At 43.0% G+C, this 16,500-nt stretch carries 15 protein-coding genes; 11 read left to right on the top strand and 4 right to left on the bottom strand.

What is annotated here, in order from left to right:
* Position 1 precedes the first annotated feature (1 nt).
* The 11 genes from murD to K1X84_11635 all read left to right on the top strand — a co-directional run bounded on the left by murD (position 2) and on the right by K1X84_11635 (position 13,088).
* Positions 2 to 1,351, top strand: a complete 1,350-nt coding sequence (gene murD / locus K1X84_11685) for a UDP-N-acetylmuramoyl-L-alanine--D-glutamate ligase (protein MBX7152297.1) — start codon at positions 2 to 4, stop codon at positions 1,349 to 1,351.
* Between the two features lies 1 nt (position 1,352).
* On the top strand, positions 1,353 to 2,624 hold the full coding sequence (ftsW, locus tag K1X84_11680; protein MBX7152296.1) for a putative lipid II flippase FtsW: 1,272 nt from the start codon (positions 1,353 to 1,355) through the stop codon (positions 2,622 to 2,624).
* Between the two features lies 1 nt (position 2,625).
* A complete protein-coding gene (gene murG / locus K1X84_11675) occupies positions 2,626 to 3,738 on the top strand; it encodes an undecaprenyldiphospho-muramoylpentapeptide beta-N-acetylglucosaminyltransferase (protein MBX7152295.1) in 1,113 nt (370 codons plus the stop codon).
* Entirely contained in the window at positions 3,722 to 5,086 is a 1,365-nt protein-coding gene (gene murC, locus K1X84_11670; protein MBX7152294.1) for a UDP-N-acetylmuramate--L-alanine ligase, read from the top strand. The genes murG and murC overlap by 17 nt, the downstream gene beginning before the upstream one ends.
* Positions 5,083 to 6,027, top strand: coding sequence for a UDP-N-acetylmuramate dehydrogenase (gene murB / locus K1X84_11665; protein ID MBX7152293.1), 945 nt, complete (start codon positions 5,083 to 5,085; stop codon positions 6,025 to 6,027). The genes murC and murB overlap by 4 nt, the downstream gene beginning before the upstream one ends.
* On the top strand, positions 6,024 to 7,121 hold the full coding sequence (locus tag K1X84_11660; GenBank protein MBX7152292.1) for an FtsQ-type POTRA domain-containing protein: 1,098 nt from the start codon (positions 6,024 to 6,026) through the stop codon (positions 7,119 to 7,121). The genes murB and K1X84_11660 overlap by 4 nt, the downstream gene beginning before the upstream one ends.
* 39 nt (positions 7,122 to 7,160) lie before the next feature.
* Positions 7,161 to 8,480 (top strand): cell division protein FtsA, encoded by a 1,320-nt coding sequence (ftsA, locus tag K1X84_11655; GenBank protein MBX7152291.1) that lies wholly within the window; start codon positions 7,161 to 7,163, stop codon positions 8,478 to 8,480.
* 53 nt (positions 8,481 to 8,533) lie between these two features.
* Positions 8,534 to 9,796 (top strand): cell division protein FtsZ, encoded by a 1,263-nt coding sequence (gene ftsZ, locus K1X84_11650; protein ID MBX7152290.1) that lies wholly within the window; start codon positions 8,534 to 8,536, stop codon positions 9,794 to 9,796.
* A gap of 463 nt (positions 9,797 to 10,259) precedes the next feature.
* Positions 10,260 to 11,018: a bacillithiol biosynthesis deacetylase BshB1 gene (gene bshB1, locus K1X84_11645; GenBank protein MBX7152289.1), complete on the top strand. Its 759-nt coding sequence runs from the start codon at positions 10,260 to 10,262 to the stop codon at positions 11,016 to 11,018.
* On the top strand, positions 11,018 to 12,199 hold the full coding sequence (locus K1X84_11640; GenBank protein MBX7152288.1) for a GlmU family protein: 1,182 nt from the start codon (positions 11,018 to 11,020) through the stop codon (positions 12,197 to 12,199). The genes bshB1 and K1X84_11640 overlap by 1 nt, the downstream gene beginning before the upstream one ends.
* Before the next feature lies 1 nt (position 12,200).
* Positions 12,201 to 13,088: a hypothetical protein gene (locus K1X84_11635; GenBank protein ID MBX7152287.1), complete on the top strand. Its 888-nt coding sequence runs from the start codon at positions 12,201 to 12,203 to the stop codon at positions 13,086 to 13,088.
* Here K1X84_11635 and K1X84_11630 read toward each other — a convergent pair.
* The 4 genes from K1X84_11630 to K1X84_11615 form a co-directional block, all read right to left on the bottom strand.
* Positions 13,085 to 13,987 carry a radical SAM protein gene (locus K1X84_11630; protein ID MBX7152286.1) on the bottom strand — a complete coding sequence of 301 codons (903 nt, stop codon included), beginning with the start codon at positions 13,985 to 13,987 and terminating at the stop codon, positions 13,085 to 13,087. The two genes, K1X84_11635 and K1X84_11630, sit on opposite strands and share 4 nt — an antisense overlap.
* Before the next feature lie 12 nt (positions 13,988 to 13,999).
* The gene (locus K1X84_11625) at positions 14,000 to 14,950 is read right to left on the bottom strand and encodes a hypothetical protein (GenBank protein ID MBX7152285.1); all 951 of its coding nucleotides are present in this window, start codon (positions 14,948 to 14,950) and stop codon (positions 14,000 to 14,002) included.
* Positions 14,951 to 15,017: 67 nt separating this feature from the next.
* On the bottom strand, positions 15,018 to 15,659 hold the full coding sequence (locus K1X84_11620) for a hypothetical protein (GenBank protein MBX7152284.1): 642 nt from the start codon (positions 15,657 to 15,659) through the stop codon (positions 15,018 to 15,020).
* 84 nt (positions 15,660 to 15,743) lie between these two features.
* Entirely contained in the window at positions 15,744 to 16,424 is a 681-nt protein-coding gene (locus K1X84_11615; protein ID MBX7152283.1) for a WYL domain-containing protein, read from the bottom strand.
* Positions 16,425 to 16,500 lie beyond the last annotated feature (76 nt).

The raw sequence follows: 16,500 nt of genomic DNA, 5'->3' as shown, positions 1-16,500 counted from the left end.
CATGAATCCTTTTAATGGAAAAAAAATTGTTGTTATCGGAGCCGCACGTAGCGGGATTGCCGCGGCTAAATTAGTCAAACGTCATGGCGCGTCGGTATTTGTCAGCGATATTGCAAGTTCTGAAAGCAAGGCCAGTGAAGTAAATAGTTTGAAAAGTGAAAATATTCCGTACGAATTTGGCGTTCATAGCGCCCGTGTGACCGATGCGGACATGATTATCATCAGCCCCGGTGTACCACGGACCGGTTCGATTTTTACAGAAATTGCAACCCGACATATCCCGATTTACAGCGAACTTGAAATTGCTTCGTGGATGCTGTCATCGTCGCTTATAGCCGTAACAGGTACTAATGGCAAAACCACTACGACTACTTTGATCGGAGAAATTTTCAAAGCGTCCGGACGGCCGACGTTAGTAGCCGGTAATATCGGAACGGCGTTGTCCGATTGCGTTGAATCCGGCGTTGCAGGCGGCACGGCTGTTGTCGAAGTGAGTAGTTTTCAGGCTGAAGGTTTTTTAAACTTTTGTCCGCACATAGGCGTGCTTCTTAATTTGTCGCCCGATCACATGGACCGTTATGAATCGGTGGAAACCTATTACGCAGCTAAAAGAAAGACTTTTGAGAATCAACGCAGTGAAGATTTTATCGTGTATAACGCCGATGATCCGGCCGTGAATAAATTAATAGAAGGTTTGCGTTCGCGTAAAATTCCGTTTAGCCTGACCAATGAAATCGAATATGGCGCTTATGTTCATAATGATTCTATTATTTGCATACTGGATCAAGGTAAAGAAATGATTATTGAAACCGGTAAAATCGGTCTTCGTGGAAAGCATAATTTGGCCAACACGATTGCTGCAACACTGGTTGCTAAACTCGCCGGAATCGAAACGTCCATTGTTCGCGACACTTTGATTCAATTCAAAGGCGTCGAACATCGGCTGGAATTTGTACGTGAAATCAACGGTGTGAAATTTTATAACGACTCCAAAGCAACTAATGTCGATTCGACTTTTTTTGCACTCGATAGTTTCAAACAAGAAAAAATCATTCTGATCGCCGGCGGAAAACACAAAGGCGCACCCTATACGCCATTGAGTGAATTAGTTAAGAAAAAAGTCAAAGCGCTCGTTTTAATAGGAGAGGCGGCTTTGCTCATTGAAAACGACTTGGGTCAATTGACCAAAGCGATTCGTTCGGCATCAATTCAGGATGCCGTTCAACGCGCGTTTAATGAAGCGGCAAACGGCGATGTCGTTTTATTATCTCCGGCATGCGCGAGTTATGATATGTTCAAAAATTATGAAGACCGCGGCCAGCAATTTAAACAAGCCGTCAACGGATTATAATATGACCGAAACCAACGTTCCATCGCCAGTAAAACACAGCATCGACAAAGCCTTGCTTTTGGTCGTGCTGGCGCTCATGACACTTGGAATTGTAATGATTTACAGCGCCAGTAATGTCATTGCCGCACAAAAATTTGGCAGCAGTTTCCATTTTTTGAAACAACAATTCATTCGGGTGGTTTTGGGTTTTGTCATTTTACTTTTTGCGGCAAAATTTGATTATCACCGTTATCGCAGCAAAACGATGATGATGATGTTGGTGGCTTTTATTTTATGTCTGATCGTACTCGGACTCGGCAGTCTCAAAGGTTCGGCGCGATGGCTGCAGATCGGTGGCTTTGGAATTCAGCCGTCTGAAATTGCCAAACTGGCTTTGATTTTTTACATCGCCGCCTATTTGGACAGCAAAGGCGACCGCATCAAAGATTTTCAACACGGGCTGATGCCGCCCTTGATTATGGCAGCGGTGTTTTGCGGAATGATCGTGTTGCAGCCCAATTTCAGCACGGCTTCAACACTGATGGCCATTGTTTTGATTTTACTTTTTATCGGCGGAATGCGGATCAAACATTTCCTTGGATTAGCGGCTGCTGTAATTCCGGTCGGGCTGATCATCGTCATGATGAGTCCGTATCGCTTAGAACGTTTGAAAACTTTTTTGAATCCTTCCGGCGATATTCAAGGAAGCGGTTATCAGATCAAACAATCGCTGATCAGTTTCGGTAATGGCGGATTGACCGGCGTCGGCGTCGGACAAGGCAAACAAAAATTACTTTTTTTGCCTGAACCTTTTACGGATTTCATTTATTCAATTATTGGCGAAGAATTAGGTTTTATTGGTGCTGTCTTTGTTCTGATCCTGTTCATCGTTTTTCTTTTTCGTTCAATTAAAATTGCCCGCACAGCGCCGGACTTGTACGGGTTTTATATCGCAGCGGGAATTGTTGTGAGCATAGTTTTATACGCATTGGTCAATGCCGGCGTAGCGGTAGGCATTCTTCCGACAACCGGACTCCCGATGCCATTTATCAGCTACGGCGGAACATCGCTGTTGTTTACATGTTTTGCCATAGGCGTTTTGTTGAACATTTCATCGCAGACCGTTCCCAAGGAACAAGCGCTTAAGAAATCTTCGGTGAGCACTGAACATAAGAGTTTTACCGATAATTTTAATATCGACGATGAAGACTCAGTTACACCTGTAGGAAAAGAATCGCAACCAATATCTCGACCGGTCAAACGGCCGAGCATCGTCGGACTGGATTTGTCATAATATGGAAGGGCTTCGCGTAATGATCGCCGCCGGAGGAACCGGCGGACATATTTTTCCGGCGCTCGCACTCGGAGAAGAAATCCGGCGGCGTCTTCCCGATGCGAAAATTATTTTTGTCGGAACAAACCGCGGGCTCGAGGAAAAAATCATTCCGTCCAACGGATTTGAACTGAAAATTTTGGCGATGCGTGGTTTCATCCGAAGCGTATCACCGATCAGTATTCTTAAAAACATCGCCCTGCCGTTTCAATTGTTCTTTGTCATGTTGAAAGCGTTTTTGATCGTACGAAACTTTCGCCCGCATCTCGTGATCGGTTGCGGTGGCTACGTAAGCGGCCCGATCGTTTTGTGCGGCGCCATACGAGGCAGCCGGACTTTGTTGCAAGAACAAAACAGCCGGCCAGGCCGCACCACTTTACTTTTGTCGCGATGGGTCGATGAAGTGCATTTGACGTATGACGATGCAAAACGGTTTTTCAAAAAAAAAGTGACGCTCAAAGTCAGCGGCAATCCTTTACGTCATGCTTTGCAATCGATTCAGAAAGATGAAGCGTATCGTTTATTTGGATTAAAAAAAGACAAAAAAACGCTGCTTGTTGTCGGCGGAAGTCTCGGCGCACATTCGGTCAATATGGCTTTGATCGAAATAGCCGATGGATTAACTCAAAAAGGAATTCAGATTTTGTGGCAAACCGGAAACCCGGATTATGATATGATTCAATCTCAGTTAAATAATTCTGATGTCAAAGTTTTTAAATTTATCGATGCGATGCCATCCGCTTATTCCTGTGCCGATTTGGTATTGTGCCGGGCAGGCGCGATGACTATTTCGGAGATTACGATGATGGGATTACCGTCGGTCCTTGTACCGTACCCGTTTGCAGCAGACAATCATCAGGAATATAACGCCATGTCATTGGTTAATCGCGGTGCGGCTCGGTTGATTCGTAATTCGGAGTTGAAACAGAAATTAAAAACAACGTTGATCGATCTTTTCGATCATCCGGAAATGATCCGATCCATGGCGGAAAATAGTTATAAACTCAGACAGCCTGACGCGGCTAAAACAATTATTGATCGGGCAATTGAACTTATTCATGAACGAAAAAATTAAATCTATTCATTTTGTGGGGATCGGCGGAATCGGTATGAGCGGCCTTGCAGAAATCATGAACCAACAGGGTTATACGGTAACCGGCTCGGATAATCAATTATCCGAGATTACGGATCACCTTGCCTCGGTCGGCGTGAAAATTTATAAAGGACATGATGCCGGTAATGTTCAATGTGACCTTCTGATCTATACATCGGCCGTGAACGAGTCTAACCCGGAGTTAGCCGAAGCGAAACGTCGTGGTATTCCGATGATGAAACGAGCCGAGTTGCTCGGCGAATTCACACGCAATAAAAAAGCTGTTTGTATCAGTGGCACACACGGCAAAACCACGACGACAGCTATGACAGGCATGATGCTCGAACAAGCCGGAAAAGATCCGACGATGTTTGTTGGCGGAATTTTACAAGGAATGAAAACCAACGCAAAATTAGGCCGCAGCGAATGGATCGTCGTCGAAGCCGATGAATTTGATCGGTCGTTCTTGACGTTGTTTTCTCACATAGCGGTCATCAATAATATCGAAGCGGACCATCTCGACTGCTACAAAGATGTGAACGATATCCAAAAAACATTCGCGCAGTTTGCCAATCAAACTTCCGATACTGGAAAAGTTATCGTGAATGCGGACGATCCGCGTGTTGCTGAAATTCTTCCGATGATTCGCAGACAAATTAAAACTTTTGGTTTTGCCGATCATGCCGACGTACGCGCCGAGAATATTCGCCAGGAAAAAGCAACCTTGAGTTTCTCAGTGCTGCATCAACAAAAAAATTATGGGGAAGTTCGCCTCCGTTTAAGCGGTGATCATAACGTCAGAAACGCTTTGGCCGCCACTGCTGTCGGATTGGAAATCGGATTACCGTTTGATGCTATTCGGAAAAGCCTGGAAAATTTTGAAGGCACAGGACGACGGTTTGAATTACTCGGGATTATTAAAGGAATCACGTTTATCGACGACTACGCTCATCATCCGACTGAAATAAAGGCAACGTTGGCTGGAGCAAGAAAAGGCTGGAAAAATCATCGCATCATCGCTGCCTTTCAACCGCATTTGTTTTCGCGAACGCGCGATCTGATGAACGAATTTGCCATTGCATTTGGCGATGCCGATATAGTGTTATTGACAAATATCTACCCTGCGCGGGAAAAACCGATACCGGGAATCGACGGAACGGTCTTATATAAAGCTACCCAACAGCATCATCCTAATGTGTTTTATGTTCCAGACAAACAGATGTTGGATGCTGAAATAGAACAGATGATGCAAGACGGCGATGTGGTTATTACGATGGGCGCCGGAGATATTACAGAAACCGGAAGAAGACTGGTACGAAAACTGAAGTGAAAAATACGGTCCATGTCATTCGTGACATACAAACGTTCTTTAAAGGCCGGTTGTTTGAAAACGAACTTCTCAAAACGCATACGTGGTATCAAATCGGCGGTCCGTGTTCAATTTATGCGATCCCCGAAACCACGGACGACTTGACTCAACTGGTGCGATACTGCCGCTCAAACGCTATGCCGGTTTTCATTTTAGGCAAAGGCAGTAATTTGTTGGTGAGCGATTCCGGAATTTCCGGAATTGTGGTTGATCTTTCTGAATGTTGCTCTTTTACAAATTTTGACGAAACACGGGTTACGACCGGTGCAGGTGTGCAGGTTCCGAAATTGGTTTTGGATTGTGAAAAAAAAGGTTTGGGTGGAATTGAAATGTTTGCCGGAATTCCAGGAACGGTCGGCGGCGCTATTAAAATGAACGCAGGATGTCATGGAAAAGAATTTTTTGATGTTACTGTTTCAGTAGATTTACTCGACAATGAAACGATGACAACTTTGCCAAAATCGAAAATTGAATACAGTTATCGCCACGTAAAAACATTGGACGATCCGGCCCGCATTATTTTGGCGGCAACATTACAACTGGAAAAAACGGATATCATGGCATTGACAGAAAAGAGAAAACATTTTATGAAAATCCGTCAACAAACACAGCCGATCAATTTACCGAGTTCCGGCAGTGTATTCAAAAATCCGCCCGGTGATCACGCGGCACGATTGATCGACGTTTGCGGCTTGAAAGGATACCGGATCGGCGGAGCGGCCGTTTCTGAAAAACATGCGAATTTTTTTGTCAACGAGGGTAACGCCCAAGCAAAAGATGTTTTGGAAATTATCCGCTACGTGCAGTCCGTGGTTGTAAAACAATTTGGAATCAAGCTTGAATTGGAAGTCAAGTTAGTCGGATTCACGTCCGAAGAATTACACAGTGTAGGTCTGGCATGATCAGAAAAAAGCGCGAAATACTGCAGATGGAAATATTCGGCGAAAAACCGATTTTGGATGAACCGTCGTTTTTAAAATCTTCGCAATCGGATACAGGAGAATTAGAAGAAACGTCCCGCGAATTTGATAATCCGATGTTGATGGGAAAGGCCGATAACAGTACGACTGATTCCATTTTAGCAGATCCTGATGCTGACAGTGAATCCGTAGTACCGGAGTCGGATACCAACGAGTTTTTGAAAAAAGATCCGGAACGTTTGATCATCAATCGTGATTTTGCCGATGGATTTTATGTCGATGAGGCTTCACGAAAAAAACAGGTTAAAGAAAAAGCTTTTCTCGATCCGGAATTACTTTTGCGGCAACGCCGCTATTATAAAATTGCGGCCATCGTGTTGTTGAGCATTGCGTGTTTATTGCTACTTAATTGGCAGGACTGGGTTGTCAACTCACCGTTGTTTACAGTCCAGAATATCGACGTGAGAGGCAATTTCATCAGTACGAAAGATGAAATAAAACAGCTCGCCGACCTTTCAACAGGCGGGCGTCTGGCTCAAGTGGATGTTGTCAAAGCCGCTGAGAGGGTTAGGATCAATCCGTTATTTGAGAGCGTCGTTGTCAGCCGCAGTTATCCTTCATCGATCGTCATTAATGTGGAAGAGCGTACTCCGGTTGCTTTTATTTCATCGGACCAATTGTATGCCATCGATCGTCACGGAGTGATCATGCCGCGTTTAAAACCAAAATTAGTTTACAACGTTCCGGTCATTACAGGATTCACGGCGCCGCTTCATCCGGGTAAAACGATCACATCGGAGAAAATAACGGCGATTCTGAATTTTCTGCAAATGGCACAGGCGATGGATGAAGCTTTGTATTATGAAATTTCAGAGATCAATTTAACCCGGGATGATTTTACGTTGTATCTCAACAATTTATCATGCGCATTTAAAATCGACGATCAGAATTTTGCGCGTACGGTCATATATTTGTCCGCGGCTTTTCAATATTTCCGGCAATCAGGCGTCGGGAAAGAGGTTCGTATTATTGACCTGCGTTACAATGGCCAGATTTTAGTTCGTAATAAAAGTTAAAAATATGATGATCAATAAAACCTTTCCAAAGGTGTTACAATGGAAAACAATATCGTCGTAGGATTAGACATCGGCACCACGAAAATTGCCGCTTTGATCGCCGAAGTCACCCACAAAGAAATTAAATTGCTCGGCGTCGGTACGCATCCGTCCGTTGGATTGAAACGCGGAATGGTGGTGAATATCGAACACACGGTGGATTCAATCCGGAAAGCGATGGCGCAAGCAGAACGTATGGCCGGTATTACCGCCAAATCCGTATACGTCGGCATCGCCGGAGATCATGTTCGCGGTATCAATAGTCATGCCGTCGTTGCCGTCGGACGTGACGACCATGAAATCACCGACGACGATGTGCGCCGCGTAATCGATGCCGCCAAAGCGATCACCATGCCGATGGACCGTGAAATCATTCATGTGATTCCTCAAGAATTCATCGTGGATACGCAGGAAGGTATTCGTAATCCCATCGGCCTGACCGGAACGCGACTCGAAGTCGAAGCGCATGTGGTCACCGGTGCCGTCGCGTCCGCACAAAATATTTACCGCTGTGTGGAACGCGCCGGTTTCAAAGTCAAAGATCTCGTGCTCGAACCGCTCGCATCCAGTTATGCTGTTTTGGAACGCGAGGAACAAGAGCTTGGAGTGACGTTGATCGATATCGGCGGCGGAACAACCGATATTGCCGTGTTTTTCGATGGAAGTATTCGCTACACCGATATGCTCGGACTCGCAGGCCAGCAAGTTACCAGTGATATTTCCATTTGTATGAAATGCGCTTACGACCGTGCTGAAGAATTAAAAAAACAAAATGGCAGCGCGATGACTTCATTGGTCGAACCGGAAGAAATTGTTGAAATTCCATCGGTTGGCGGGCGTCCGTCCCGTGAGGTCTTACGTAAAGATCTCGCAAAAATTATTGAAGCCCGAATGGAAGAAATTTTCAACCTGGTTTTATACCGGATCAAACAGAAAAAATTATTGAATGTCATGAATGCCGGAGTCGTGCTTACAGGCGGCGGTTCGATGCTTGACGGCACCGTTGAACTCGCAACGCAGGTCTTCCAAATTCCGGTTCGGATCGGTTATCCGCGCGGATTCGGAGGCTTGATGGATGTTGCCAGCAGTCCGATTTATGCGACCGGCGTTGGCTTAATCCATTACGGTGTCCAGAAAGATAAATTTCAAGCACAAGAAGATTTCGAAGAAAACAACGAACACCATGAAGATGAACTAAACGAAGAATCCATGTCAACGCCAAACGGTGAAGAACATCACAATGGTCACCATAATGGCGACGGACAATTATATTCCAAAATCATGAATCGTATGACACGATGGATGGATGAGTTTTTTTAACAATAATTTTTAATTGATATTATTTCGATATAACCCCTATTACCGGAGGTTTTATGATAACGTATGACGAGGCAAAAGAATACGGCGCAAAGATGCGTATCGTGGGCATCGGCGGCGGTGGCTGTAATGCCATTAACGGTATGATCGAAGCCACTCTGAACGGTGTGGAATTCATCGCGATCAATACCGACGTTCAAGCGCTCGAAACGAACAAAGCCAATCACAAAATTCAGATTGGAAGGAGCCTGACGCGAGGACTTGGCGCAGGCGCCAATCCGGAAATTGGAAAGCGCGCGGCCGAAGAAGATATCGATCAAATTAAAAACGTATTGGAAGGAACCGACCTTGCATTTATCACATGCGGTATGGGAGGCGGAACCGGAACCGGTGCGGCACCGATCATTGCCGATGTAGCCAAGAGCCTTGGCGCGCTCACGATCGGAATCGTAACGAAGCCTTTTAATTTCGAACAGCCGAAGCGGATGAATCAGGCTCTACATGGCATCGAAGAATTACGTGAACGGGTTGATACGCTCATTGTCATTCCTAATGAAAAACTCCTGACGGTGATGGCGAAAAATACGCCGTTCATGTTAGCCTTCAAAACGGCTGACGACGTATTGTACCGGGCTACTAAGGGCATCTCCGATCTTATTTCAAATACAGGTTATGTGAACGTCGATTTCGCTGACGTCAAAAAAGTCATGAGTGGCGCCGGCGATGCCATTATGGGAATGGGAATCGGTTCGGGTGATAAGCGCTGTGAAGAAGCGGTCAACCAAGCCATCAAGAGTCCTTTGCTTGAAGAAACAAGCATCGAAGGCGCTTCGGGAATCTTACTTAATCTTACATGCCCACCGGACTTCACGCTCGAAGAAGTGGAAAAAATTTCCAACCTCATCACTTCCGTCGCAGGTGAAGATGCCGACGTGATCTGGGGTTACGCCGTCGATGAATCGCTCAAAGACAAAGTTCATGTAACAGTGATTGCCGCCGGATTGAACCGGCATCGTTATTCGAAACCTAAAAAGACCGAAGTGAAAAAAGAAGCCACGGAAATTTCGCTGCAAACGCTGTCGCTTTCCAAACGGACATTTAATAATCCCTACGATCATTACGAAAATGAAGTGAAACAAAACCGTTACAAAAAATTAGATAAACCTGCTATTCAACGCGTTGAAAAGGAAACGGAAGAAACAAGCGAAGTACCGTTGCCTGAATCAACAAACGAAACTTTGAAACAAACAGGAACCGACAGTTTGGATGATATGAATATTCCAACATTCCTGCGTAAACATACCAAAATGAAGAAGTAACTGATACTGATTTAAATTTTGGTGAAAAATAGTCTCTCTTCAGTCTTAGACTGAAAAAGACAGGGTAAGCAGTCAACAACTCGTTTTTCGTTGGCTGCTTTTTTATTTTTGTATTGTAAATTTTACACGTTGTCAATTTTACTTAACAGTTTTTAAGGCAATTTTTTTCAGATTTTTTTTCAATTCTTAATTTTTATCAGTTTATAGTTTTGATTTACATACCCCATTCTTGGCATTCGATTTGTTACTTATATCTGTAATCCAAAAATGTTCTTTTAAAGCCTACAAAATTACCCCTTGTGTGTTGTGTGTATCTAAGCAAGAACGGTTAATAGGAACCTCATGCCTGTTAACCGTTTTTTATTTTTCCTGCCATCCTTGCATTTTCATGCTGCATTTTGTATTATATTTTCAATCACTTAACGAATTCAATGACTTTCAACGTTATGAATGAGAGGAATTGATGAAACTTGATGCTTTGTTTTTCGGGGCTCATCCGGATGATGTAGAGTTATCGGCCGGCGGAACGGTAGCAAAATTGTGTAAACTGGGATATAAAGTCGGTATTTGTGATATCACGCGTGGCGAAGCTGGGACGCGCGGCAGTGCTGAAATTCGCGACAAAGAAGCACAGGAAGCTGCAAAAATATTAGGAGCCGCCGTGCGTGTTAATCTCAATATTCCGGATACTAACGTCGAAAACAATCGTGAGAACCAATTGAAAGTCATTCAGGTAATCCGCCGGTACACACCCGATTTTGTTTTCACGCAATATTGGGATGACCGCCATCCTGATCATATGCACACCAGTCAATTGATCCGCGAATCCGCGTTTTATTCCGGTCTTGAAAAAATTGTCACGGAAGATCACGGCACGGCACAAAAACATTTTAGACCTGCACGAGTGATTTATTATGCCGCCTGGTTTGGATTTGCCCCTTCATTCATTGTCGACATTTCAGACACTTTTGAAATAAAAATGAAGGCGATGTCTGCTTTTTCATCACAATTTTATGACCCCAACTACAAAAGTAACGAATCACAAACCAATATTAGTACGCCTGAGTTTCGTGAAGCCATTCAAGTGCGCGCACAACATTTCGGATCATTGATTGCTAAAAAATACGGCGAACCTTTTCTCAGCAAGGAAAACATCGGTACTACCGATCCTATAAAATTCTTACGTGACGGGGAAAGCGCTCAAAAACTCGGATTTGCTTAATGCGTATTCAACCAAAAACTGTTTGTATTTTCGAAGACGATCAGTACTTCATGTTATTTCCACTGACGTACCTAAGGCCGGTATTCCAATTGCATTGCGGAGCGCTATCGCTGGCTGAACGTATCCGTCGCTTCTTTCCGGATTCTGCCATTGTCTACCAATGCCGTGATTATCTGGCGCCATTGCTTACCGAAAATTCGGCCGGGATTCGCGTCAATCAAATGATCAACGAAGATTGTTTATTCATCAACGGTTCTGTTTTATGTGATCAAAGATTTGTCGACTCTATCCTTCAAGATGCTGGTTGCACATACACACATAACAATAAAACCGTCGCTTTCTGGAACAGACTTACTACTTCCAAAAAAGAAATTGACGTTCAATGCATTTGTTATCCATGGGATCTTATACAACATAATGCCGAAGCGCTCAAAGACGATTTTGAATTTACAGCGAAAAAAATCGATGGACGAGTTTACGAGGGCGTGCATCTGGTCGAATCCGAGAAGATTTCGATCGGCAATAATTCAAAAATCAAACCCGGCGTCGTATTGGATGCAGAACACGGTCCGATTATAATCGGCGAGAATGTCACGATTATGTCTAACGCCGTCATTGAAGGACCTTGTTATGTCGGGAACAACTCCATTATCAAAGCCGGAGCTAAAATTTATGAAGGAACTTCCATAGGACCAACATGCAAAGTTGGAGGAGAAATTGAGGCCTCGATCATGCATGGTTATAGCAATAAGCAACACGACGGATTTCTCGGACATTCCTACATTGCCGAATGGTGTAATCTGGGCGCCGATACGAATACGAGTGATCTGAAAAATAATTACAGTAGTATCAAAGTTATTATCAACGGAGAAACATACGACTCCGGATTATTATTTATCGGGCTTATCATGGGCGATCATTCCAAAAGTGGAATTAATACTATGTTCAATACCGGTACGGTCGTGGGTGTTTCATCCAATATTTTCGGCGCCGGTTTTCCTCCGAAATACATCCCCTCTTTCTCATGGGCGGATGGCACTGACATTAAGACTTATCGGATAGATAAAGCCCTCGACGTTGCGCGAACAGTTATGGATCGTCGAAAAATTACGCTTACCCCAGCCTATCAAGCGCTCTTACAATATATATTTGAAATGACGACGCACGAACGCACATCATAGCATGATAGTAACTTTCTTGCAAAAAATCCTGACAGCAAAACTATTAGCTGCGGCCGCATTGCTTTTGGTGATCGCCCATTTAATGTTGTATCACTTTCGGCTGGATTCGTTTCCATTGTCCGTAGAATGGGGTTCCGGATCGGATGAACCTAACCCTCGCCGCATGAGTATCGGTGTCGATGAAGAGCATTTGCAAACGTATCAACCCATGAATCCCCTCATCGATTCCCTTTTGTATAAAGAGTACGGATTAAAATCCGGATGGATAACCGACGAACCTGTGCAATTTGAAAATTTAAACTACGTACGCAAAACGGTTCAAATTCCGAAAAATTTCGCTTTCACGTTATTCAACATTGATCTTAAAAATGTTTTGGCAACTCACCAATGGGAAATTCTGAATGTTCGTGAACAGATGAAATCCGGTGACGTCCACATCGATATAGGCCGCGGCAATGTGATCTATCAACGGATTGATTTTATGATCAATAAACGTGTTCAGCCCCATGGAAAAGAATTCTCGATTATTGTCAGCGGTTTTGGATTGAAATACGACGAATTGACCAAAAAATTTATCGAACTGCCTGAAAACATAACTTTAGTAGTGCCGCAAGGTCAGGGGTTTTCAAAAATCATCGAACACGAAGCGGTTAAATCTGGAAAACAAGTTATTACACGTGTCCCTGAATCGCCGATCGTTTTCCATATTGAAGATGCACCGGATGCACATGCCGTCAAGCAATCGCTTTACTCAGTATTGGAAAATGCTCCCAACGGTGCCGTACTGGTGTGTTATGAAAAAGAATCAACGTATAACGTATTAAGTAATGAACTGGGGGATCTTGTGAAAAGGGGCTATCGGCTCCGAGGATATAGAATCCGGTATTAAACTTCAGCCTTCCGGATAATGCTATTCCGGATACTGTATTTTTTCAATAAAATTCCTACGCGCTGTTCTAACTGTTTTTGATACATCCATGCCGGATAAGATGACGTTCCAAACATTTTTTGATAACGCTCCATCAATTCCGGAAAGTGTTTTTGCACCAATTTAAAATATAAAGTTTTGCTGTCGGCTGAACTATTACCAAACAGCGTCAAACCTCCCGCCAGAACAAACTCACCGCCATACGATTTCGTTAAACTAACAGTTTTTTCTAATTGTTCATCCGTGTCAGTAATGAACGGCAATACAGGAATCAGATTAACTCCAGTCAAAATCCCTTCTTTTTTGATAATTTGCAATGCTTCGAATCGTTTTATCGGCGCTGGCGCTCCGGGCTCAAAGATAGCGGCAATTCTTTCATCAGCAGACGACATTGAAAATGCAATGATTACGCCCCGGCCGAGAGTAGTTTTTAATTCAGACGGCAAAATTGCATGCTTATCAATCTCTTTTAACAACGGGATATCGCGGGTGACTAAATCGGATTTAGTCAAAATCAAAACCGGAAATCGATGCTTCAGGATAGTTTCCAGAAATCCTTTTGTTCTTTCATATTGCAGTTCTATAAGCATATAAGGATCCGTTGCCGATGCCAAAGCAATGATACCGTATTGCCCTTTTTTTGCTCGGTTATGGAGTTGCTTGTCTAGGATTTCAAATGCATTGCTTTTAATAGTTAATTTTTCAGACAGATTCTCGCCGTATTTACTGCCACGTATGTAACAATATGCGCAATTAAAACTGCATCCTTCGTAAGGATTGACCGAGTAATCGTCAAGAAACCAAGTATCGCGACGGCGATGCTTGTTCAAAACCGATTTGACATTTTTTTCCCGGATCATCCTGGCGTCCGGTTATCGGCTATTATGTAATACTTTTCCGAGACTTGCATGATCTTTGATCCATTGGAAAATAAAATATTGATCACCTCGGGTTCCTTCACAGTCGCATGGCGGTCCATTGACTACCCAGCAATGATTCCAAGTTGGTTTCAGTATTACAGTAAAATCGTGCTGCTGATTCGTTTTAATTTCATTCAATATTTCAATAGATCGGCTGACCGGAATGCTTCGGTCTAATCCACCATACACCCATATTCCAGGATTTTTCATCCTTTCTAAATTAAGCCTTGGATTAAACCCTGATGGACCTTCCTTATCCATGGCAGCATATATAGCCGAATCACTCATGGAACTGTTCTTGCAATCGGCATCGCCACTTAGTCCACTATACAAAATTTCTTCGCCAAGTGAGACGGTTGGTCCCGAGCCGATAACGGTCCAAGCTATATGTAGAGTTGTATCAGATGCAGCGATGGGGACAATCCATCCTCCTTGACTAAATCCGTATAATCCGATTCTATTTGAATCAATTCTGCTATAAGTACGCAATAAACGAACGGCAGAAGCCATATCGCCCGCCAAAAGATAAAAATAATCGGGGTCTTTCCACGGACAGCAATCACCTTGAGAATCACCCACACCCCGTTTGTCATAAAAAAACATTCCCAACCCCTCATTCAAATTCGCTTGTATTGCATCGGAATATGGAAGACGTTTCCAACGATCGGAACCAAAATTATGAACCATCACCGGATGAGGTCCCGGTGTATTAGGCAAATATAATATTCCGGCTAATACAGCTCCTTCATTTTCAAAACCCACATCAATTTCAATATGATTGTCATACACTCTTTCCTCTCCGAATCCGATAGGAAAGGGTTGCCTGTCACTATCACATGCATAAACCAATAAACATCCCACAAATGCAAGATTGAAGCTGATGGATGCTAAATATTTTTTCATAAGTCTTATTTGTTAGAGATCATGTTATAATAAATATTTTTGGTATTCATCTCCAACTTTCTGTCTATTATTGTTTTTCATTCAGTTTATTAAATTTCTTAATGATTTTTTCAACGCGTTTACGTTTTGTTTCTTTTTGAAAGTCATCAAGCCGTGAAATAAGGACTTTCACAAAAAGCGCCTGGTTTTTATGAGTAACTATGGGAATAGCCTTTTCGGCATACATGGGCAATTGGTTGGTCGGGCTCTTTAGAAGCTGCTCCAGCAATAATGAAAACGCCGCGCCAGAATACTGCTTAATGCCGCATAATTTAATTAAAATATTAACGAGTTGATCCTTTGTGATTACGGATCCCTGATCTGCACTCGCAATGATTTTGGCTAACGAATTGTAAATGATTCTAGGGTTTTCAAGTGTAATAGAGTTGAGCGCGGTCATGGCACCCCACTGCAATCTGTTGTTTTTATGAGTCAGCAACGTAAGAAATACTTTTACATAACCGGCAATCAGTGAAGGATTTTTTTCTCCAATTTCATAAAGTACTTTGATACAATCGTTTTGGATACTTCGGTTATCATGGTCCAGGTTGGTAACAAGCTCTTTTACTGCTTTTCGATCCTTCTTGTTTGTAATAGATTGAGCTAATTGTTGATTAGGTATTTCATCCCGACGACCAAGCGAAGACGATAGTTTTGTAATCACGTTCATAATTGTACTGCTGTAAAGTAAATAAATTTAGTCAACCAATATAATTACGGCCACTGACAACCCTATGTCACTAAATTTATTTTTTTAATGAAGTGATTGTATGTATTCATTGAGAGAATAGTGATTCTTTTTTCTGAAAGTTTCTCCTGAATTCTTAAGATGATTGATTTGGCCGATTTTAAAGTCTCTATACGATTTCCGTTTCCAACACCAAGCTATCACGTGCCATTGATTGGAATAAAAAGTAAGTCCGATCGGTTCGATTTCCCTTTGGCTCTTTTGCGCGTCGTTGTTGGTATAATTAATTATTATAACTTGTTTATTGGTGATTGAATTTTGTATTTCGGTCAGAAAATTCGATGGATAAGTTTCAGTTTTTACCGGATAAATTTTGATTTGGGATTGTAAAAAATCAGCTTTGATTTTTTCAGTCATTCTTAAAACTGCCTTGATTTTCGTTACAGCATTTTCAATGTAATCTTGCGTTATTTTATCAGCAAAGCGGCCCGAAAGCGCCGTAATAAGTATGAGAGCGTTCGCTTCTTCGCTGGTTAAAGTAATCGGAGAAAGAAAAAAGCCCTGGAGGATTGAATAACCCTTACGACTTTCAAAACTCAGTGGTACCCCCATTTCTCCAAGCGCTTTTAAATCGCGATAGACTGTTCTGAAACTTATTTCATACCTATGCGCCAGAAACTTGATCGAGACATATTTTTTTGATTGCAATGTCGTGAGTATAGCAACAAGCCGATCGATTCTATTCATACTTCTTTTCCAACCAATCCTAAAGTGCTTTTGAAACTGGCCGTGGTCCTACACAAATAGTTTTATAGTTTCCGCC

This window comes from bacterium, assembly GCA_019695335.1.
GTDB lineage: Bacteria > CLD3 > CLD3 > SB21 > SB21 > JABWBZ01.
The sequence above is the reverse complement of the archived record's forward strand: the minus strand, read 5'-3'. Positions and strand labels throughout refer to the sequence as shown.